The organism is Bacillus sp. 205(2023) (assembly GCF_037027485.1).
Lineage (GTDB): Bacteria > Bacillota > Bacilli > Bacillales > Bacillaceae > Bacillus > Bacillus halotolerans.
Map to the genome: position 1 here is coordinate 129189 of NZ_JAXCHF010000005.1, position 21762 is coordinate 150950.

20 protein-coding genes are annotated in these 21762 nt (G+C 45.8%); 17 read left to right on the top strand and 3 right to left on the bottom strand.

The window, feature by feature from the left end; all coding sequences use genetic code 11:
• Nucleotides 1–118 precede the first annotated feature (118 nt).
• From WA325_RS14095 to niaP, 11 genes are all read left to right on the top strand, one after another.
• Complete coding sequence (locus WA325_RS14095) at nucleotides 119–718, top strand: TerD family protein (RefSeq protein ID WP_010332925.1); 600 nt, start codon at nucleotides 119–121, stop codon at nucleotides 716–718.
• 22 nt (nucleotides 719–740) lie between these two features.
• A complete protein-coding gene (locus WA325_RS14100) occupies nucleotides 741–1322 on the top strand; it encodes a TerD family protein (RefSeq protein WP_010332926.1) in 582 nt (193 codons plus the stop codon).
• A 35-nt stretch (nucleotides 1323–1357) separates the two neighbouring features.
• On the top strand, nucleotides 1358–1936 hold the full coding sequence (locus WA325_RS14105; RefSeq protein WP_010332927.1) for a TerD family protein: 579 nt from the start codon (nucleotides 1358–1360) through the stop codon (nucleotides 1934–1936).
• Between the two features lie 51 nt (nucleotides 1937–1987).
• Complete coding sequence (locus tag WA325_RS14110) at nucleotides 1988–2761, top strand: TerC family protein (RefSeq protein ID WP_024120125.1); 774 nt, start codon at nucleotides 1988–1990, stop codon at nucleotides 2759–2761.
• Nucleotides 2762–2823: 62 nt separating this feature from the next.
• Nucleotides 2824–3984, top strand: coding sequence for an HpcH/HpaI aldolase/citrate lyase family protein (locus WA325_RS14115; RefSeq protein WP_336183873.1), 1161 nt, complete (start codon nucleotides 2824–2826; stop codon nucleotides 3982–3984).
• A complete protein-coding gene (locus tag WA325_RS14120) occupies nucleotides 3974–5284 on the top strand; it encodes a phosphoribosyltransferase family protein (RefSeq protein ID WP_248337703.1) in 1311 nt (436 codons plus the stop codon). Before WA325_RS14115 ends, WA325_RS14120 begins: the two co-directional genes overlap by 11 nt.
• Before the next feature lie 6 nt (nucleotides 5285–5290).
• Nucleotides 5291–6400, top strand: a complete 1110-nt coding sequence (locus WA325_RS14125) for a cysteine protease StiP family protein (RefSeq protein ID WP_202852422.1) — start codon at nucleotides 5291–5293, stop codon at nucleotides 6398–6400.
• Entirely contained in the window at nucleotides 6397–7197 is an 801-nt protein-coding gene (locus WA325_RS14130; RefSeq protein WP_105955389.1) for an HAD family hydrolase, read from the top strand. The genes WA325_RS14125 and WA325_RS14130 overlap by 4 nt, the downstream gene beginning before the upstream one ends.
• 31 nt (nucleotides 7198–7228) lie before the next feature.
• Nucleotides 7229–8842, top strand: a complete 1614-nt coding sequence (locus WA325_RS14135) for a YceG family protein (RefSeq protein WP_336183825.1) — start codon at nucleotides 7229–7231, stop codon at nucleotides 8840–8842.
• Between the two features lie 15 nt (nucleotides 8843–8857).
• Nucleotides 8858–9949 (top strand): toxic anion resistance protein, encoded by a 1092-nt coding sequence (locus WA325_RS14140; RefSeq protein WP_010332934.1) that lies wholly within the window; start codon nucleotides 8858–8860, stop codon nucleotides 9947–9949.
• 121 nt (nucleotides 9950–10070) lie between these two features.
• Entirely contained in the window at nucleotides 10071–11273 is a 1203-nt protein-coding gene (gene niaP / locus WA325_RS14145) for a niacin permease NiaP (RefSeq protein WP_336183826.1), read from the top strand.
• Between the two features lie 13 nt (nucleotides 11274–11286).
• Here niaP and WA325_RS14150 read toward each other — a convergent pair whose 3' ends face one another.
• Nucleotides 11287–12468: an MFS transporter gene (locus WA325_RS14150; RefSeq protein WP_305934657.1), complete on the bottom strand. Its 1182-nt coding sequence runs from the start codon at nucleotides 12466–12468 to the stop codon at nucleotides 11287–11289.
• Between the two features lie 66 nt (nucleotides 12469–12534).
• Nucleotides 12535–12837, bottom strand: a complete 303-nt coding sequence (locus tag WA325_RS14155; RefSeq protein WP_081638228.1) for an ArsR/SmtB family transcription factor — start codon at nucleotides 12835–12837, stop codon at nucleotides 12535–12537.
• 290 nt (nucleotides 12838–13127) lie between these two features.
• Between WA325_RS14155 and opuAA the strand changes: the two genes are divergently transcribed.
• The 3 genes from opuAA to WA325_RS14170 are packed head-to-tail and all read left to right on the top strand — an operon-like array spanning nucleotide 13128 to nucleotide 16115.
• Nucleotides 13128–14384 (top strand): glycine/proline betaine ABC transporter ATP-binding protein OpuAA, encoded by a 1257-nt coding sequence (gene opuAA / locus WA325_RS14160; RefSeq protein WP_105955385.1) that lies wholly within the window; start codon nucleotides 13128–13130, stop codon nucleotides 14382–14384.
• Nucleotide 14385: 1 nt separating this feature from the next.
• Nucleotides 14386–15234 (top strand): glycine/proline betaine ABC transporter permease subunit OpuAB, encoded by an 849-nt coding sequence (gene opuAB / locus WA325_RS14165; RefSeq protein ID WP_202852426.1) that lies wholly within the window; start codon nucleotides 14386–14388, stop codon nucleotides 15232–15234.
• Nucleotides 15234–16115 carry a glycine betaine ABC transporter substrate-binding protein gene (locus WA325_RS14170; protein WP_305934656.1) on the top strand — a complete coding sequence of 294 codons (882 nt, stop codon included), beginning with the start codon at nucleotides 15234–15236 and terminating at the stop codon, nucleotides 16113–16115. The genes opuAB and WA325_RS14170 overlap by 1 nt, the downstream gene beginning before the upstream one ends.
• 37 nt (nucleotides 16116–16152) lie before the next feature.
• Here WA325_RS14170 and WA325_RS14175 read toward each other — a convergent pair whose 3' ends face one another.
• Nucleotides 16153–17304 (bottom strand): M20 peptidase aminoacylase family protein, encoded by a 1152-nt coding sequence (locus WA325_RS14175; protein WP_105955382.1) that lies wholly within the window; start codon nucleotides 17302–17304, stop codon nucleotides 16153–16155.
• A 126-nt stretch (nucleotides 17305–17430) separates the two neighbouring features.
• Here WA325_RS14175 and WA325_RS14180 point away from each other — a divergent pair, with 126 nt between their 5' ends.
• The 3 genes from WA325_RS14180 (at nucleotide 17431) to amyE (ending at nucleotide 21729) form a co-directional block, all read left to right on the top strand.
• The gene (locus WA325_RS14180; RefSeq protein ID WP_105955381.1) at nucleotides 17431–18864 is read left to right on the top strand and encodes a YfcC family protein; all 1434 of its coding nucleotides are present in this window, start codon (nucleotides 17431–17433) and stop codon (nucleotides 18862–18864) included.
• 128 nt (nucleotides 18865–18992) lie between these two features.
• Nucleotides 18993–19484 carry a DUF6773 family protein gene (locus tag WA325_RS14185; protein WP_024120139.1) on the top strand — a complete coding sequence of 164 codons (492 nt, stop codon included), beginning with the start codon at nucleotides 18993–18995 and terminating at the stop codon, nucleotides 19482–19484.
• Between the two features lie 265 nt (nucleotides 19485–19749).
• Nucleotides 19750–21729, top strand: coding sequence for an alpha-amylase (gene amyE, locus WA325_RS14190; protein ID WP_336183829.1), 1980 nt, complete (start codon nucleotides 19750–19752; stop codon nucleotides 21727–21729).
• Nucleotides 21730–21762 lie beyond the last annotated feature (33 nt).

Here is a 21762-nt window from a genome sequence, read left to right on the forward strand (position 1 = left end):
CGAAACTTTGATATAATAAAAAACGTATATATTAATAATTTACGGCATACTCAAGTTACGTTTGTACGTAAAAATAAATGTGACTATATTCACATTTCGATGATTAGGAGTGAATCGTGTGGCAATTTCTTTAGAAAAAGGTCAGCGAATTGATTTAACAAAAGGAAAAGCGGGTCTGTCAAAATTGATGGTCGGTCTCGGCTGGGACCCGGTTTCATCAGGCGGCGGCTTTTTTGGAAAGCTGCTCGGCGGAGGCGGACCAAATATTGACTGTGACGCATCAGTGCTGATGCTGGAAAACGGCAAATTCACTGATAAGAAAAATGTCATTTATTTTGGAAACCTGAAAAGCCGCTGCGGCAGTGTCAAGCACACAGGTGACAACCTGACAGGCGACGGAGCGGGCGATGATGAGCAGATTTTAATTGATTTGGCGAAAGTGCCTGCCAACATTAATAAGCTTGTATTTGTTGTGAATATTTATGATTGCGTGAGAAGAAAACAGGATTTCGGCATGATTCAAAATGCTTTTATCCGTGTTGTTGATCAATCGAATCATGAAGAAATGCTCAAATACAATTTGAAAGACAATTATGCCGGCAGAACAAGCCTAATTACGGCTGAAATCTACCGCCAGGACGGCGAGTGGAAATTCGCGGCGGTCGGCGAAGGCACAAACGATACGAGATTAGAAGATATTGTCAACCGGTACGTATAAAAGAAAAAGGAGTGGATGAAACATGGCAATTTCATTGGCAAAAGGACAAAAAGTAGATTTAACAAAAACAAATCCGGGTCTTTCAAAGGTTGTTGTCGGTTTAGGCTGGGATACGAATAAGTATGACGGCGGACATGACTTTGACCTTGACTCAAGTGTATTTCTTTTAGATGCGTCTGGAAAATGCGCATCTCAAAATGATTTTATTTTCTATAACCAGCTTGAAGGCGGAAACGGTTCAGTCGTTCATTCAGGCGATAACCTGACAGGTCTTGGCGAGGGTGATGACGAGAATGTAAAAGTCAATCTCAGCGCCGTACCTGCGAATATCGACAAAATCTCATTTGTTATCACGATTCACGAAGCGGAAGCGCGCAGCCAAAACTTTGGACAAGTGTCAAACGCGTTTGTACGCATTGTCAATGAAGAAACAAATGAAGAGCTTATTCGTTACGATCTTGCGGAAGATTTCTCTATTGAAACGGCAATTATCGCTGGAGAGCTTTACAGACACAACGGCGAATGGAAATTCTCTGCTATCGGCTCAGGCTACCAAGGCGGTCTTGCCCGCATCGCAACAGACTACGGCTTGCAAGTCGGTTAAGACATATTACGAAGAGCAGAAAGGAGAGAGGCAGTATGGCCATTCAATTAGCAAAAGGACAGCGTGTTGACTTAACGAAAACAAACCCGGGACTCACAAAAGCGGTGATCGGTTTAGGCTGGGATACAAATAAGTACTCAGGCGGACACGATTTTGACCTGGATGCTTCAGCCTTTTTAGTGGATGCGCATGATAACTGTGTGAATGATCTCGATTTCGTCTTCTATAATAACCTTGAGCATCCGAGCGGCGGTGTCATCCATACGGGTGACAACCGCACCGGTGAAGGCGACGGAGATGATGAGCAGATCATCGTTGATTTTTCAAAAATCCCTGCTCACATTGAGAAAATCGGCATCACAGTTACAATTCATGACGCGGAAGCACGCAGCCAAAACTTTGGACAAGTGTCAAACGCGTTTGTACGCGTTGCAGATGAAGAGACTCAAAATGAGCTTCTTCGCTTCGATTTGGGAGAAGATTTCTCCATTGAAACAGCCGTTGTCGTATGTGAGCTGTACAGACACGGAAACGAGTGGAAGTTCAATGCGATCGGCAGCGGTTTTTCCGGCGGCCTTGCTTCATTATGCCGGAACTACGGTTTGCAGGTGTAAGCGAGTGACAAATAAAGCAGTCACCGTTTTCAATTAATAGGAGGAAAAAACTTGGAATTTTTACATCACATCATGTCTACGTATGCTTCATTTTTCGATTGGAAAATGTGGGGGGAAGTTCTGACTGACCCGGTTTCTTGGGGTCTGATCGGTTCCCTTGTTGTACTGGAAGGCCTTTTATCGGCCGATAATGCGTTAGTTCTTGCGGTTATGGTGAAACATCTTCCGGAAAAACAGCGTAAAAAAGCGTTAACGTATGGTTTATTCGGAGCGTACATTTTCCGATTTATATTCATCGGACTCGGTATGCTTCTCATTAAATTCTGGTGGATCAAAGTGCTTGGCGCGCTTTACCTGGCTTGGCTCGTCATTAAGCACTTCTGGATCGGCGAAAAAGAAGAGGAAGCAGACGGTATTAAGAAAAACTCTTGGATGGTCCGTACATTCGGTATCTTCTGGGCAACTGTTATTTCAGTTGAACTGATGGACCTTGCCTTTTCTGTGGACAGCATCTTGGCCGCGTTTGCGGTATCTGAAAAAGTATGGGTTCTTTTGATCGGCGGTATGCTGGGTATTTTAATGATGCGTACAGTCGCAAAAGTATTCCTTGTGCTGATCGATAAAATCCCTGAGCTTGAAAACACAGCATTCGTGTTAATCGGAATTATCGCTCTGAAAATGGCAGGGAGCGCTTTCCATTATGAAATGCCGCATTCTGTCTTCTTCATTATCATTATCGCTGCATTTGCGGTAACATTTATCATTCACTATATCAACAAACAAAAGCAGGTGCGCGAACAAACAGCTGCGTCAAAAGAAGAATAAAACAAAACAAGGAGGGAGTTTCATATCCTTCCTTTTTTGTTACAGAAAAGAGGGTGACTGGTTTGCGGTATTTCCACTATTTATCAGCGCGTCAAGAAGAGCATGTCTTTTATCAAGTGCCGAAACAGGTCACGAAAGAGGCGCCTAAAAAATGGCTTGAACAAGCGCTGGGAGCCCTATTATATATGCCTGCAACCCGCCACGACATAGCCGCTATGATTACTGAACAAAAATACGAGGATCTAACGTCCGTTGTTTTCTGCTTAGAGGATGCGATTGGGGATCATGAAGTCGAGCAGGCTGAACATAATCTCAACATTCAGCTTGAGCGCATAGAACAGGCGATTCAGCAAAACAAAATAGAACCGGAAAATCTTCCGCTCATGTTTGTAAGGGTGCGTTCTCCGCAGCAGCTGCAGGAGCTGGCGGGCCGCTTGAAGCGCTTTCTTCATTTGTTAACTGGTTTTGTGTTTCCGAAATGTTCAGGAGTGAACGCCCGTGACTATGCAGAAACGCTGGAAAACATCTCTCGCGATATGAGAGCGCCGATTTATGGAATGCCGATTTTAGAAACGCCCGATTTGCTTTCTAAAGAGACGCGGCCGGAGGCTTTCGGAGAGCTGAGTGCGGTTCTGCATCAATATCAGGACTTGATTTTAAATGTGCGAATCGGTGCGACTGATTTGTGCGGGTTATACGGCATCCGGAGAAAGCCGGGGCAAACCATCTATGATATTCGCCTGATTTCCGATTTTATGGCGGATGTCATCAATTATTTCGGCCGGACGTTTGTCGTTTCTGGACCGGTCTGGGAATATTTCCAGACAGCGCAAAAGCCTCACCTTCTGTCAGCACACCAGCCTTCTGAGCTGAATGAGCATGTCAAAGGTTTGGTGAAGGAAACAGAGCTTGATATCGCTAACGGGATTCACGGAAAAACAGTCATTCACCCGTCTCAGCTTAAAGCGGTAAACAGCCTGTATGTTGTATCAAAGGAAGACTATATGGATGCGTTAAGCATTATTCATCACGGAAACGGTTCAATCGGTGTGATGAAAAGCCATTTTTCCAACAAAATGAATGAGATGAAGCCCCATATGAAATGGGCTGAGAACATCATAATAAAATCAGAAATCTATGGGGTGTATCATGAAAACCGATCTTTCTCCGATTTGCTCAACGAACAGCAAAACACTTCAAATATTGGACAATATGGCGGTTGATCTGTCGGTCACTGACAATCCGCTTTCTATTCCGGAGCAAGTCTTATTTGAAATGGCGGCGCGGGTGAACAAAAAAAGGGGTTTTTTATTTGTCAGCAAAGTGCTGGGAAAGCATATTCCAGTTCATCCGCTGAAGCCGCTTTTGGCGTCAGGGCTGCTTGCTTTGGAGTACGCTGAACGAAAAACGGGCCGTGAGCTGAAGGAGAAGGCCGACATTCTGAACGGGTTTCTTTCAGGAACGGACAGCGGGCTTCGGGCTGCTTATCGAACATTGCAAAAGCAGCGTATTGCACTAGAGGAGGCGCCGCTTGTGATCGGGTTTGCGGAAACGGCGACAGCCCTTGGACACGCGGTTTATGACTGCATTGAGAATGCGTCGTATGTCCATACAACACGTGAACTGATACGAAACAACGAGCCTTCCATTACATTTGTCGAGGAGCACTCCCATGCGACCGATCAGCTGTGCTATGCGGAACCTCATATGATCAACAACGATTGCCCGGTGATTCTCGTGGATGATGAAATCACGACAGGAAAAACCGCACTGCATATCATTCGGGATATACAATCGAAGTTCCCCCGCAAAGAATACGCTGTTTTGTCTTTATTGGATTGGCGCACTGAGGAGCACAAACAAGCTTATGCTGAAGCGGAACGGGAATTAGGGGTTACCATATCAACAACAGCTTTACTGTCTGGGCGCATTTCCTTTAAGGGAGAGCTTTTGTCAGAGTCCTCCTACGATTACAGACCAAAGCCGCAGGAATCAGCAATACACAGAACAGACATCGACTTGTCCGGCTTCTTTGCATCCTTACCCTATCAGCCGGCCACATTCGCAGACGAGCATTTTTATGTGAAGGAAACAGGGCGGTTTGGCTTAAAGGCGAGTGACAGGCAGGCGGTTCACGAGGCCTGCCGCCTAGCTGCGCAGCATGTGGAACAGTATCGGAAGGGGAGAAGAACGCTTGTGCTCGGAACGGGAGAGCTGATGTACATTCCTATGAAAATCGCAGCGCATCTTCAGGGCTCCATTTCCTATCACTCTACTACCCGCAGCCCGATTCACCCTGTTGTCAAAGCGGGCTATGCTGTGCAAAACGGTTATTCATTTATGAATCCCGAAGATGATGCGGTTCGCCATTTTATCTATAACCTCCCCGCCGGAGCGTATGACGAGGTCTTTTTCTGTCTTGAAAAGACCGTTTCGGATGAGGCGTTACAGCCGATTTTTCATATATTCAAAGAAAAAGAAGTGCCGCATATCCACATTGTAACTTTTTCAGGAAAGGCGTGATCTGAATTGACCGAGATAATTGACCAGATTGGGAGCTATCCGAAGGAGGATGTCACCTTTCTATTAAAAGATTTGTCCGCCGTTTCGATTGAAAAAAGCACGGAAGAACGGGAACGCTCGATCCAAAGCGGCACCCATTACTCAGAGATGCTGCCGATCGAATATAAGCCGACAGATGAATATATGAAACTGTTTTATGCCTCGCTTGAAGACAGTAAACAGAAGGTTGCGTCAGCGGCCGGAGCTGTAGCGGAGCAGCTTTTCGCCAAACACGGTGAGCATATGGTTTTGTGCAGTCTGGCAAGGGCGGGCACGCCGATCGGTGTATTGATCAAACGGTACATCAAGATGAAGTATCACGTCTCAGTTTCGCACTACAGCATATCGATTATTCGGGACAGGGGAATTGATAAAAACGCCTTGCAGTATATGCTGAAGCATCATCCAGACGGAAAAATCGCCTTTATCGACGGCTGGACAGGCAAAGGCGCTATTACTAAAGAACTGAATCGATCCATCGAACAGTTTAACCAGCGCTGGAATACGAGACTTTCCTCAGAAATTGCGGTGCTTGCCGATCCGGGTGATTGCGCGGACATCTACGGAACGAAGGAGGATTTTCTGATTCCGAGTGCCTGCTTGAACTCTACGGTCTCGGGTCTTGTCAGCCGCACGGTCTTAAATGAAAAATGGATCGGGCCGGATGATTTTCACGGGGCGAAATATTACCGTGAGCTGAGCGAAGAGGATGTTTCTGTATTCTATATTGAAACGATAGCCGAGCAATTTCCGTCTATTTTTAAAGAAGCAGAACGTCTGGCGATTGACTTGCAGCGCGCACGTATGAAACCGGCTTGGGACGGCTTGGCTTCCATTGAGACGATCCGAAAGCAATTTGGCATCAGCAATACGAACCTGATTAAACCTGGTGTCGGAGAAACGACCCGTGTGCTTCTTCGCAGAGTGCCTTGGAAAATACTGATTCAGCCTGGCGCTGAAGAAACGCTGAAACATATTCTTTTACTGGCAAAGGATCGGGGAGTGCCTGTAGAAGAATACGAGAACATGTCTTACAGCTGCTGCGGGCTGATTCGTCCGGCGGAGAAAAGCCTATGAACGCGTTTGCCAGCGATTTAGACAGAACATTAATTTATTCAAGGCGCATGATCGGCACGCCCGATAAGGAAGCCGGGATTGAGCTGATTGAAACATTAAATGGGCGGGAGCTTTCCTATATTTCCTCAGCCGTAAAAGAGCACTTAAATCAGATTCAGAAGGATCACTATTTTATCCCCGTCACCACGCGTACAAACGAACAGTATAAGAGAATCGTATGTTTCCAGCAGGACATTGTGCCGGAATATGCGGTGACAACAAATGGCGGGTGCATCTTAAAAGACGGCGAGCCTCTGAAAGAGTGGGACGAGCTGATGAAAGAGGAGCTGGCGTCGTGTCTGCCGATCGAGGCCATGCTGAGGGAAATCGCAGGTCTCTCTTTATCAGAGGCGGTAAAAAGAACCCGAATCGCCCATCACTATTTCGTGTATCTCATTTTACATGAGGAAAAAATACCGTATATCGATATATCCGCTGTGAAAGAGTGGGGCGCCGATAAGGGCTGGCAAGTATCTCTGCAGGGGCGGAAGCTTTACTTTATTCCCAATCCGCTTAATAAGTGGAAAGCAGTTGAATACCTGAAATCCAGGCTCTCTCTTGTTGAAATCTATACGGCTGGAGACTCGCTGCTTGATCTTGAACTGATCCGGGAAGCCGATTTTGGCATCGCACCCGCGCACGGCGAGGTATTGAGTCACGATCCGGAACTACGCAAAACGATTGCAAGCGGCATGCTGGCGGGTGAAGAAATCACAGCGTCAGTTTTATCGCAAATATCCAAATTAAAACACGTGTAATATACACAAACAAACCAGAAAGGAGGATATGATGAGACAAGAAGAGCTAATCATTCATAAAGCTGTTCCGGCCGATGGGGATTGGAAAAGCATGCTGTTTCAGCCATTGCCGGAGCGGGATCACTATGAGAATGAACAAGGTCTTGCTTTTTCGAGGCTTGCCGGGCAAATCCTGGGCACGCCCATTGATGAGACCGACTACTTTAACGAGCTGTATGAACTTTCTGTAAACGATCATATTTATGTCCTGAGCGAAACGCTTGATAAAACCATTGCACCCGAAACCTTTCAGGCGCTTCAGCATATTCATTCCATCAACCAGAAGGAAAAAGGCCTTTCGGTCAGCCGCTTTGTCGCCTTTCTGGACGGGGAACAGCTGATTGCGAAGCATTCCAATCCTTTGCTGCACCGCCATTTAAGAAAAGCACTGATGACGCTTTTACATACTTTTGCCGAAAATCATGAGCAGGGGCTGAATCATCCTGATTTTCGCAGAGTGCTTCTTGATGTTTCAAAGTTTTCCTTGAACCACCTGAATCCTTGGCTGGAAAAAGCCGATATAGAGCGGGAGATGCCGAAGGTGGTCTGGTATGGAGACGCGACGAAAAGCCAGCTGTATTTCTTATATTATTTGATGCTTGTCGGCTGTGATGTTCTATTGTTCCATCCGGCGGGAACCGATCAGCTGACGCTCGTTGACCCTAAGCAGGAGCTAAGCTTCACGGAAAAGCTTCCGGATGTCTCAGACCTTCAGCCATTCCCGAAAGAAAAACCTGACCGTAAATCAACAGTGGCGTATCGATCGACAAAGGAAATTGAACATGTGCTGAATCACGAGGAATCCATGCTGTACAAGCCTTGGCAGTTCAGAGACCACACACCGGTTTCCGTGACGCTGAAAACGACCTATGATGAACTGTTTTTAATTGCGAAAGAACGTGCGTTTATTCGCCCGAATTTCAAAGCCGATAAACATTCGATCGATATTCCGAATGTGTTTGCCAAAATTATGGGTGTGTCGAAGGACAATAAAGAATATTGGAACAGACTTCATACAATGGCGGATTATCCGGAAACGGAAATGGTTCGAAGCTTTCCGTTAACAGAAGAAATCAAATCAAACTATCAATTTCATTACAGCCACGCGCTTGATCATGAAGGAAACATCGATCCGGACAAGCTGATCGCAAGCCATGTGTGGCAGTACAAACAGCTTCCGGCAGGCATTCAGACCGCGATCGCCAAAACGATCTCGAGAATGTGCAGACACCCGCGGCTGAAGGCATTGCATCAGGAACAGGTCAAGGATGTTCAGATCTATTTGTTTAAGCAAACAACAAACCTTCCTGCTAACCTGCTGAAATTGATTCAAATGTTCGACTATGCGCAGACTGTTCCGAAACTGGTGCTGTATCATACGGAAATGAACGGTGAGCTCACACGATCAGACGCCGCAGCCCTGCTGTTTTTGAATGAAATCGGCATTGATATCGTCATTTATAATCCTCCCGGACATCAAGACATTGAGCATTATATTGAAGAGGATCAGTATGATATCCACTGGCTGGACGACATGGTGTTTCAGCAGGACTATAAAGAGCCTTCGCTCGTGAAAAGGCTGTTCAGAACGATTACCCAAAAGTAAGGAGAGAAGAAAAGCATGACAACAGAAAATCAAAATCCGCTTGTTCTCGATAAAAACGAAGAAATTTCTCAGCAAAAGGCAGACGATATCCGCCTGCAGCTCCGCCAGGAACCAGAGGTGCAGCGCCTCGCCCAGCAAATTGACGTGAAAAACCAAATGGAGCTGCTGGAGTATGGAAAGGAGCCGGCTGTTGAAATTTCCAAGTTCTCTGACCGCATCTTGGGAATGATGAAAACAACAAGCGTGACAGACTCAGGCACAATGCTGACTCAGCTTGGAAAAATCATGGACCGCTTTGACAAAAATGATTTTGACGAGCCCAAGGGACTGATGGCCAAAATCTTCAAACGCGGCGGCAGCATGATTGAGAAAATCTTTAAAAAGTACCAGACGCTCGGCGGAGAAATTGAAAAAATCAACGTTGAGATTTCTAAATATAAAGATGAGATGACAAAAACAAACTACACGCTCGATGAAATGTATGAAAACAATATCAACTACTACATGGAGCTTGAAAAATACGTTGTTGCCGGTCAAATGAAGCTGGAAGAGATGCAGTCAATCCTTCCTTCATATGAAGAAAAAGCGGCAAGCGGAAACCAGCTTGCGCAAATGCAGCTCGATACGCTGCGCAACGGCATTCAGGCGCTTGAGGAGCGCGTGTATGATCTTGATATGGCGCGAATGGTGGCGCTTCAAACCGCACCGCAGATCCGACTGCTCCAGCGCGGTAATGCTAAGCTGATCGGGAAAATTAACTCCGCTTTTATCATTACGATTCCGATTTTCAAAAACGGCATTATTCAGGCCGTTACAGTGAAACGCCAAAAGCTTGTGGCTGACTCTATGAGCGAGCTTGACCGCCGGACAAATGAGATGCTGAAACGCAATGCGGAGAACATCTCGAACCAGAGTGTTGAAATTGCCAGAATGGCCGGCAGACCAAGCATTGATATAGAAACGATCGAATCCTCCTGGAACACAATTGTCAGCGGCATGCAGGAAACAAAACAAATCGAAGAAGAAAACAAACGCCTTCGGGAAGAGGGCGCAAGACGAATTGCCCAGCTGCAGGATAATATTAAAAAAGCAGCATTACAGCAATAAAAAGACCCCCGCTTGTGAATCATAAGCGGGGTTTTTGATTGACATCAATTAGGTAATGACAATGTGTAAAGACAGGTGTAAACTTAAACGGTAATCATTTTGCATATCAGAGGTGTTGGCTATGGGAAAACAACAGCCTATATCCCAGCGTAAGCTGCTGGGTGTCGCCGGTTTAGGGTGGCTGTTTGATGCAATGGATGTCGGAATATTATCGTTTATTATCGCCGCGCTCCACGTGGAGTGGAATCTTTCGCCTGAAGAAATGAAATGGATCGGAAGCGTAAATTCCATCGGCATGGCTGTGGGTGCGTTTTTGTTTGGATTGCTGGCTGATCGAATCGGCCGCAAAAAAGTATTTATCATGACCCTTTTATGTTTTTCAATCGGAAGCGGTATATCAGCTTTCGTCACAAGCTTATCGGCATTTCTTATTCTGCGGTTTGTAATTGGGATGGGACTTGGCGGCGAACTGCCTGTCGCTTCAACGCTTGTTTCGGAAGCGGTTGTGCCTGAAAAACGGGGCCGGGTCATTGTGCTTCTCGAAAGCTTTTGGGCTGTGGGCTGGCTGGCAGCGGCGCTTATTTCTTATTTTGTCATTCCAAGCTTCGGCTGGCAGGCGGCTTTGCTTTTAACCGCACTGTCGGCATTTTATGCGCTGTACTTGCGGACAGGATTGCCTGATTCGCCAAAGTACGAATCGCTTTCTATGAAAAAGAAATCGGTGTGGGAGAACGTGAAAAGCGTTTGGGAGAAACAGTATATACGGCCGACGGTAATGCTGTCGATCGTCTGGTTCTGCGTTGTCTTTTCTTATTATGGGATGTTTTTGTGGCTGCCGAGTGTGATGCTGTTAAAAGGGTTCAGCATGATTCAAAGCTTTGAATATGTTCTGCTGATGACGCTCGCTCAGCTTCCGGGCTATTTTTCGGCTGCGTGGCTGATCGAAAAGGCGGGCCGGAAATGGATACTGGTCATTTATTTGATCGGAACAGCGGGAAGCGCGTATTTCTTCGGAACGGCAGATTCCTTAGGTCTGCTGCTGACGGCTGGAATGCTGTTGTCCTTCTTTAATCTTGGCGCGTGGGGCGTGCTGTATGCCTATACACCGGAGCAATACCCAACATCGATTCGCGCGACAGGTTCAGGAACCACAGCGGCGTTTGGAAGGATCGGCGGCATTTTCGGCCCGCTGCTCGTCGGAACACTCGCCGCCCGCCATATTTCGTTTTCAGTGATTTTTTCAATCTTTTGCATTGCCATTTTACTGGCGGTCGCGTGTATTTTGATTATGGGAAAAGAAACGAAACAAACTGAGCTTGAATAACAAAAGCACCTCATCATGAGGTGCTTTTTACATGGAAACCGGCAGCTTGCGGTTTGTTTTTTCTGCTTGTTTGGTAAAGGGCCATAGACAGGACAAATAAAATCGCCGTAAATGCCGTGACAGCCCCAAAGTGATGCGTGTTTTGATATAAAAGTCCGGCAAGGCATGTGCCGACAGTGGTCCCTGCATACATAGCCGCATTGGAAAGAGATGCAATCGTTCCGCGCGCGTTAGGTGAAATGGATTGGAATATCCCCATCATTAACGGAAAAATGATCCCCGCTATAAAGAAAGTCAGAAAAAAGCTGGTTTCTACAATAAATAAGTTAGGAAAGAAAGGAAGGGAAAAATAGAGCGCGCCCATCAGCAGCATGCCGCTGATTAATGTCTTACACGTGCCGAGCTTTGATGCAACTTTGCTTCCTATAAGGCTTCCAAGCATATTTCCAAGCCCAAGTACAAGCATCGCGGCGCCGATTTGGGATACGGTTAGATGATAATCTGCAGAAAGCCAGGTGCCGAGAAAGCTGAACGTGGCGAAATTTCCTGTTTGAAAGAGAAAATAAGCAAGCAGGATCATCGATGTTTTTGGCAGTGAAAACAGCTCACGATAAGGGCTGACTACAGATGAACGGTGTGCTGCCGCTTCTGCAGGACGAATATCTGGCATAGCCGCTGCCAAAATGAACAGGAGAACCAGCGAGCCTGCTGACAGAACGAAAAAGGGCGTGTGCCAAGTGAAGGAAGCCAAAAATCCGCCGATCGGAAGCCCAAGCATTTGTGAAGCAGCTAATCCTGCTGTTGCAATCCCCATGCTTTTTAACACTTTTGAGGGATGGACGATGACAGGGATGGATGCCCAAATTTGAGGCGTCACAAACGCGGCGCTGACACCGGCGGCAAAACGGAATGCACACATGGCGGCAAAGGAGGGAGCGATGCCGCATAAAAACGTGGAAAGGATAAAGCCCGCAAGCCCCGACAGCATCACTGTTTTCCGATTAAAGCGGTCAGAGATCGGACCGGCTGCCAAAGCAAACAGCGCATAACCGAGCGCATAAGCACTGACCATCCAGCCTGACAAATCAGTGGAGACATGGAATTGGTCCTGCAAAAGCGGGAGAAGCGGTGAGAGCAAAAAGGTATCTGTGCCGATGACAAACATTACACTGAAAAAAAGCCAAATAAGTTTCACTTTTAACACTCCTATAGTTTCATAATTATGAAACTATGAAACAGATATGTATATAGAAAACCCTTCTTAGAGGGTCTCCAGAAAGCCAGGCAGGTATGTTTGAAATGTGTCTTCACGCAGCCTGACATATTTTGTCCGTGAATCTTTTCGCGTTGCAGTCAATCCCGCTTCACGCAGCGTTTTGAAATGATAAGATGCTGTGGTTTTGACAATATTGCATTTTTCACCTACTTCGCCGCAGCTGAGTTCTTTTCCGCTGTAATAAAGCGTACGAATAATGGCAAGCCTGGATTCGTCAGACAATGCTTTGAATATGTGAGCTCTGATATGGTCTTCTGATTGTTTCATAGTCATGAAACTATAATACATTACATAGAGATGAAAAAGCAACTTATTTTTCCAGTAAAGGAGCTTGAAGTCATAAGAGGAAGAAGGATTTTCGGTTCAATAAAAGCGTTTTCAAATAAAAAAAGGCTTAAATTTACCCGTAAAATACAATAATAAAGGAGGATTACCGAGTATTTAGAAGCATAAATAAGGTCTTGGGGTCACAAGGATGTTTATCATGAAATGGTACAGAATAAAAGAGAATATGCGGTTTGTGTGTGTTGTTACATAAATGGTACGGTAATAAAGATTGCTTAATATGGAGGGAAAATATGAGTGTAGATGAGAAACCGATTAAGATAAAAGTCGAGAAAGTCTCTAAGATTTTTGGGAAACAAACCAAGAAAGCAGTTCAAATGCTTGCCGACGGAAAAAATAAAAAAGAGATCCTGAAAGCAACCGGATCAACCGTTGGGGTTAACCAAGCAGATTTTGATGTATATGATGGTGAGATATTTGTCATCATGGGTCTATCAGGGAGCGGTAAATCAACTTTAGTACGGCTGTTAAACCGGCTTATTGAACCGACTGCCGGAAAAATTTACATTGATGGTGACATGATAACAAATATGTCTAAAGACCAGCTCCGGGAAGTCCGCCGGAAAAAAATCAGTATGGTCTTCCAAAAGTTCGCTCTGTTCCCGCACAGAACGATACTTGAAAACACAGAATACGGACTGGAGCTTCAAGGTGTAGACAAACAGGAGCGCCAGCAAAAAGCGCTTGAGTCGCTTAAACTTGTCGGACTTGAAGGATTTGAACACCAATACCCTGATCAGCTTTCGGGCGGAATGCAGCAGCGTGTCGGCCTTGCCCGCGCTTTGACGAATAATCCGGACATCCTTCTGATGGACGAAGCATTCAGTGCGCTTGATCCATTAATCCGTAAAGATATGCAGGATGAGCTTCTGGATCTGCATGATAATGTCGGAAAAACGATTATTTTTATTACGCACGACTTGGACGAAGCGCTTCGCATCGGCGACAGAATCGCTCTGATGAAGGACGGAAATATCGTTCAGATCGGCACGCCGGAAGAAATCCTCATGAATCCGTCCAACGAATATGTTGAGAAATTCGTTGAGGACGTTGATTTGTCTAAAGTATTAACTGCCGGCCACATTATGAAACGCGCTGAAACGGTGCGGATTGATAAAGGGCCTCGCGTTGCGTTAACACTGATGAAAAACCTAGGGATTTCATCTATTTATGCAGTCGATAAACAGAAACAATTGTTAGGTGTCATTTACGCAGCTGATGCGAAAAAAGCAGCCGAGTCTGATTTATCCCTTCAGGATATCTTGAATACGGAATTTACGACTGTACCAGAGAATACGTATCTGACTGAGATTTTTGACGTTGTGTCTGACGCGAATATTCCAATTGCGGTTGTAGATGAAAAGCAAAGAATGAAAGGGATTGTCGTAAGAGGCGCGCTGATTGGCGCACTTGCGGGCAATAACGATTATATCAATGTTGAAGGCACTGATGAGCAACCACAAGATCCTTCTGTACAGGAGGTGAAGTAAATTGGATAGACTGCCTAGAATACCTTTAGCAGATATGATTGACCGTTTTGTTGACTGGATTACGATAACGTTCGGCGGGTTCCTCGACGGAATCGCAAATGGCTTGGCCGTTTTTGTAAACGGGATTGTAAGCGGGCTTGGATTTATACCTTCTATTTTGTTAACGATTATTTTCGCAGCTCTTGCATGGTGGATCAGTACGAGAGGAATTGCGCTGTTCACTTTAATTGGGTTTCTCGTAATTGATTATTTAGGATATTGGGACCCAATGCTGCAAACGTTAGCACTGGTTGTCACATCCGTCATTATTTCGATTGTGGTCGGTGTGCCGATCGGAATTTGGGCTTCTCAGAAAGAAACGGTTCGCCGTATCGTAACGCCTATCCTTGATTTAATGCAGACAATGCCTGCTTTCGTATATCTTTTGCCGGCAATTTTCTTCTTTAATATCGGTGTTGTGCCGGGTGTCGTTGCGTCTGTTATCTTCGCAATGCCGCCGACAATCCGTATGACGGTTCTCGGTATTAAACAAGTGCCTGCGGATCTGATTGAAGCAACTGAAGCGTTTGGTTCTACAACAGCTCAGCGTTTGTTTAAGGTTCAGCTTCCGCTTGCAACAAAAACCATTCTTGCCGGGATCAACCAAAGTATCATGCTTGCATTATCAATGGTTGTTATCGCAGCAATGGTCGGTGCGCCGGGACTAGGTTCAGAAGTATACAGCGCCGTTACACAGCTGAAAACAGGGGTCGGTGTAGAAGCTGGTATCGCTATCGTTATCGTTGCGATTACGCTCGACCGTATTACACAAAATATTAAAGTGAAGAAGAAAAGCAGGGGGAATGCCTGATGTTTAAAAAAATCATCGGTATCGGTGTTTCCGCCATGCTGGCACTCTCACTTGCGGCTTGCGGACAAGAAAACGACGAAAATGCATCCGCGGCTGAACAGGTGAATAAGACGATCATCGGGATTGACCCCGGTTCAGGTATTATGAGCCTGACTGATCAAGCGTTGAAGGATTATAACCTGGACGACTGGACACTGATTTCATCGTCAAGCGCTGCAATGACTGCTACGCTCAAAAAGTCATACGACCGTAAGAAACCAATTATTATCACAGGATGGACACCGCATTGGATGTTCTCCAGATATAAATTAAAATATCTCGATGATCCGAAAAAAACTTACGGCAGTGCTGAGGAGATTCATACGATCACCAGAAAAGGCTTCAGTAAAGAACAGCCGAATGCCGTTAAGCTTCTGAGCCAGTTTAAATGGACGCAAGACGACATGGGTGAAGTGATGATCAAGGTGGAAGAAGGCGAGAAACCTTCCAAAGCCGCTGCTGAGTATGTGAAGAAGCACAAGGATCAAATCGCGGAGTGGACCAAAGGCGTGCAAAAGGTCAAGGGAGACAAAATCAACCTTGCCTATGTGGCGTGGGACAGTGAGATTGCAAGTACAAACGTTGTGGGCAAAGTGTTAGAAGACTTGGGCTATGACGTGAAACTCACTCAGGTAGAAGCTGGTCCGATGTGGACGGCGATTGCGACGGGAAGCGCGGACGCATCCCTTTCCGCATGGCTGCCGAATACCCATAAACCATACGCTGTCAAATATAAAGGCAAATATGATGATGTAGGCGTCAGTATCACTGGCGTGAAGATGGGTCTTGTTGTGCCTGAATATATGAAAAACGTCAACTCAATTGAAGATCTGAAGAAATAATGAAGAAAGCAGCCTGTTCGCAGGCTGCTTTTTTGATTTAAGAAGCATTGGCTGATGCGAGTGTATCTGCTTTTTGGAACGTTTTTAATACGGCGTTTGCTAAAATGTGAATCCCGGTAAACATCGCGTTTCTGTCAAAGGTCATATGCGGGTGATGGAGTCCTGGCTGAAGTCCGCAGCCGAGGCCAAGCATGGTCGTTTTAAGGTTCGGCACTTTCACGGCATAAAAATGAAAGTCTTCGCCGCCGGTTGTAACAAGAGGTTCATCGAGCTGATCAGCTCCGATAACGTCTGTGATCGCTTCAGCCATAATGCCTTCAGCTTCTTTATTTTGTGTTGCCGCTGGGAGGCTGTGTTCCTTGTGAAGTTCAATTTTCGCTTCGAATGCCGCGGCAGCCGCTTCGCAGGCTCTTTCAGTTTCGGCGATCAGCGTCTCCATGGCTTCATTTGTTTGTGCCCGCAGGTCAAGGCTGAAGGTCGCTTTTCCGGGAATGATGTTGGAGCTGTCGCCGCCGGCTTGAAGCTTTGTCATTTTGACAGTGTGCGGGATTTTCGGATCGATGTGAATCAGCCCCAGCTTATGGACGAGAAATGCCGCGATTTCGATGCTGTTTTTGCCAAGATGCGGACGTGCGCCATGAGCTTCCTCTCCGATGATTGTGCCTTCGATGTGCTGGCTTGACCCGTGCAGAATGGATGGGGCGCAGCGTCCGTTTTGGGTTTCCTGAATTGGACGGACGTGGACGCCATACAAATAGTCGACGTCATCAAGCACGCCTTCCTCTATCATTTTCAGAGCGCCTCCGCCTTTTTCTTCTGCTGGCTGAAAGATAAAACGTATCGTTCCGCTCGGAAGCTGCGGCTGTTTTTTCAGCAGCATTAACGTACCTAAAGCCATTGTCATATGCGAATCATGCCCGCAGGAATGATTGGCGCGAAATGTGCCGTTGACCTCCTGCCATAATGCATCAATGTCAGCGCGGACAGCTACAACAGGCGAACCCGAACCTATTTCGCCGACAACTCCGGTACAATCTGAAAACGTGCGCGTGCGGCACCCTGCATCTTCGAGTTTTTGTTTAAGAAATTCAGTTGTCTCATATTCTTTCCAGCTGACTTCAGGATTGGCGTGAAGATGTTCAAAGATGTCCATTACGGTTTGTTTCATTTCTTCTGAGAGTTTTTGCATGGGGAGAAAAACCTCCTTCATTCCTTTTTTATATTGAAACAGGTAGATAGGCTGTTTATAATATAGCACATATTTATATTTTTCAGAATAATAGATATTTTCTAAAAAGAGGGGATGGATCGAAATATGAGTATGCCAGCAGCCGAAACACAGCCAAAGAAAAAACGCACCGCCTTTAACATGCCTGACGCCTATGTCCTCTTATTTATCATCGCTTTCATTTGCGCCGTTGCTTCATATATTGTGCCGGCGGGAGAATTTGACCGTGTGACGAAGGGGGAGGTTACCACTGCGGTGCCGGGAAGCTATCATTCAATTGAACAGTCTCCGGTCAGCCTGATCAGCTTTTTCACTTCTCTTCAGGATGGAATGGTCGGATCAGCGCCTATTATTTTTCTGATTTTATTCACAGGCGGCACGATCGCTATTTTAGAAAAAACAGGTGCCATCAACGGACTGATTTACAATGTCATCAGCAAGTTCCGCACAAAGCAATTATTATTTATTTGTATTGTCGGTGCGTTGTTTTCTATTCTTGGAACGACTGGAATTGTCGTGAATTCAGTGATCGGATTCATCCCCATCGGCCTTATTGTCGCACGCTCCTTAAAATGGGATGCGGTCGCGGGTGCGGCTGTTATTTATATTGGCTGCTATGCCGGGTTTAACTCTACCATTTTATCACCGTCTCCGCTTGGCTTATCGCAATCGATTGCGGAGCTGCCTCTGTTTTCGGGGATCGGCCTTCGTGTGGTCATATACTTATGCTTTTTGGTGTCTTCTATCATTTATATCTATTGGTATACAAGAAAATTAAAGAAATCAAAGGATGCCAGTGTGTTAGGCACAAACTGGTTCCCGGCGGCAGGATTGAGCGATGCGGATCAAGAAGAAGATAAGTCTGTGCCGTTTACCGTTCGCCATAAGCTGATTTTGGGAGTGGCGGGTTTGTCGCTGATCGGATTTTTGTACGGCGCATTGAAGCTCGGCTGGTCAGATTCCCAAATGGCTGCGACGTTTATTTTTATTTCTGTCCTTGCCGGATTCATTGGAGGACTTGCGGCAAACGATATTGCCAAAACTTTTATTACCGGCTGTCAGAGCCTTGTATACGGTGCGCTGATTGTCGGGATGGCGCGGAGCATTTCTGTCATTCTTGAAAATGGGAAGCTGCTGGATACAGTCGTCAATGCTTTGGCTTCGGTTTTGGACGGGTTCAGTCCGATGGCCGGCGCAATCGGCATGTATATCGCCAGCGCCCTGCTTCATTTTCTCATCTCTTCAGGATCAGGCGAAGCGGTTGTGTTCATTCCGATTCTGGCGCCGCTCGCTGATTTGATGGGCATCACGAGACAGGTCGCGGTGGAAGCGGTTATGCTTGGAGAAGGGGTCGTCAACTGTGTGAACCCGACGTCCGGCGTTTTGATGGCAGTGCTTGCCGCCAGCGGAATTCCGTACGTCAAGTGGCTTCGGTTTATGCTGCCGCTCGCTCTGATTTGGTTCTTAATCGGGCTTGTGTTTATTTGTATCGGTGTCCTGATCAATTGGGGGCCGTTTTAAACATTGCTGCCCGCCGGCTTGTACGGCGGGCTTTTCATTTATTCGTTGCAGAAGCGCAGGCTGTTATTGTAACATGTAAGCCATAAGCCATTCGTAAAAGTGCGGGAGGAAGGTCCGGGAGGAAGGTCATGAATAATCTGCATAACAGACTTTCAGGCGTGAATGGGAAAAATAAGAGAGTAAAAGAAAAAGAACAAAAGATCTGGTCGGATATCGGCAAGTTAGCCGGGGCGTTTGCGCTCCTGGATGTGATCATCCGCGGCATTATGTTTGAATTTCCGTTTAAAGAATGGGTCTCGAGCCTTGTGTTTTTGTTCATTATCATCTTATATTACTGCATCAGGGCATCAGCTTCTGGAATGCTGATGCCGAGAATAGACACCGAGGAAGAACTGCATAAACGGGTGAAGCAGCAGTTCATAGAATCAATAGCTGTCGCCTTTGCGGTAGTGGTGCTTACGATGTATGACAGGGGAGTTCCCCATACATTCTTCGCTTGGCTGAAAATGTTTCTCCTATTTATCGTCTGCGGCGGCGTTCTGTTTCTGCTTCGATTCGGAATCGTGAAGCTGTCTTACAGAAGAACGGTAAAAAAGGAGTTTAAGAAGAAATCATCATAGAGATGGTTTCTTTTTTTGTTCATAAATCAGACAATATCTCCACTTGCTGTTTAAGAATGTAAAACGGCTCGAGATGTCTGTTTGGGAAATGACTCTATCAAGTTGTTTTGATAGATAGAGTATGATAATTTAAAATGTAAGCGTTAACAAAATTCTCCAGTCTGCACATTCGTCTGAAAGGAGGAAGTGGAAGGATTGAGTAAGAGGGATTTCTGACTCCGCAGTAAGTCTTCAGAAATGAAAAATGAAATAAGGAGTGTCCAGAATGTCTAAAAAACGATTAAATACCTCTTTACTGCCGTTATTCGCTGGATTATTATTGCTGTTTCATTTGATTCTGGCAGGGCCGGTGGCTGTAAATGCAGAGACCGCGAACCAATCAAATGAATATACAGCGCCATCAATAAAAAGCGGGACCATTCTTCATGCTTGGAATTGGTCGTTCAACACCTTGAAAAATAATATGAAGGATATCCATGATGCAGGATATACCGCTATTCAGACGTCTCCTATTAATCAAGTAAAGGAAGGAAATAATGGAGATAAAAGCATGGGGAACTGGTACTGGCTTTACCAGCCGACCTCTTACCAGATTGGCAACAGATACTTGGGTTCCGAGGAAGAGTTTAAAGAAATGTGTGCGGCGGCTGAAGAATATGGCGTGAAGGTTATTGTCGATGCCGTCATCAATCACACAACCAGTGACTATGCTGCGATTTCAAATGAAATTAAAAGTATTTCAAATTGGACGCATGGAAACACACAAATTAAAAATTGGTCCGATCGAAGGGATGTCACGCAGAATTCATTGCTGGGGCTTTATGATTGGAATACGCAGAATACACAAGTACAGTCCTATCTGAAACGTTTCTTAGAAAGAGCATTGAATGATGGGGCAGACGGATTTCGCTATGATGCCGCCAAGCATATAGAGCTTCCCGATGATGGGAATTACGGCAGCCAATTTTGGCCGAATATCACGAATACATCTGCCGAGTTCCAATACGGAGAAATCCTGCAAGACAGTGCCTCCAGAGATGCAGCATATGCGAATTATATGAATGTGACAGCATCTAACTATGGACATTCCATAAGGTCCGCTTTAAAGAATCGTAATCTGAGCGTGTCGAATATTTCCCATTATGCATCTGATGTGTCAGCCGACAAGTTAGTCACGTGGGTGGAATCGCATGATACGTATGCAAATGATGATGAGGAGTCAACATGGATGAGCGATGACGATATCCGCTTAGGCTGGGCAGTGATTGCTTCTCGCTCAAGCAGTACGCCTCTCTTTTTTTCAAGACCTGAGGGTGGCGGAAATGGTGTGAGATTCCCGGGGAAAACCCAAATAGGCGATCGCGGGAGTGCTTTATTTGAGGATCAGGCTATCGTTGCGGTCAATACGTTTCACAATGTAATGGCTGGACAGCCTGAGGAGCTATCGAATCCGAATGGAAACAATCAAATATTTATGAATCAGCGCGGCTCCAAAGGTGTTGTGTTGGCAAATGCAGGTTCCTCTTCTGTCAGCATAAATGCTTCAACGAAATTACCTGATGGCAGCTATGATAATAAAGCCGGGACCGGTTCATTTCAAGTCAGGGACGGTAAACTGACAGGCACGATTAATGCCAGATCTGTGGCTGTTCTTTATCCTGACGATATTGCAAATGCGCCTCAAGTCTTTCTTGAGAATTACAAAACAGGGGTGACACATTTTTTCAATGATCAGCTGACGATCACCCTGCGTGCAAATGCGAATACGACAAAAGCCGTTTATCAAATGAATAATGGGCAAGAGATTGCGTTTAAGGATGGAGACCAATTAACGATCGGAAAAGGAGACCCGTTTGGAAAAACATACAACATCACGTTAACAGGAACGAACAGTGATGGCGTAACGAGGTCTCAGGAATACAGCTTTGTAAAAAGAGATCCGTCTTCAGCCAAAACCATCGGATATCAAAATCCAAATCATTGGGGCCATGTAAATGCTTATATCTATAAACATGATGGAGGCCGGGCAATCGAATTGACCGGGTCTTGGCCAGGTAAAGCAATGACTAAGAATGCAGATGGAATTTACACGCTGACGCTGCCTGCGGATACGGATACAACGAACACCAAAGTGATTTTTAATAATGGCAGTGCCCAAGTGCCCGGCCAGAATCAGCCTGGCTTTGATTATGTGCAAAATGGTTTATATAACAACTCTGGATTAAGCGGTTCTCTTCCTCAGTGAGGGCAAGCGATCAGCGGAAAAATCCCAAAAGAA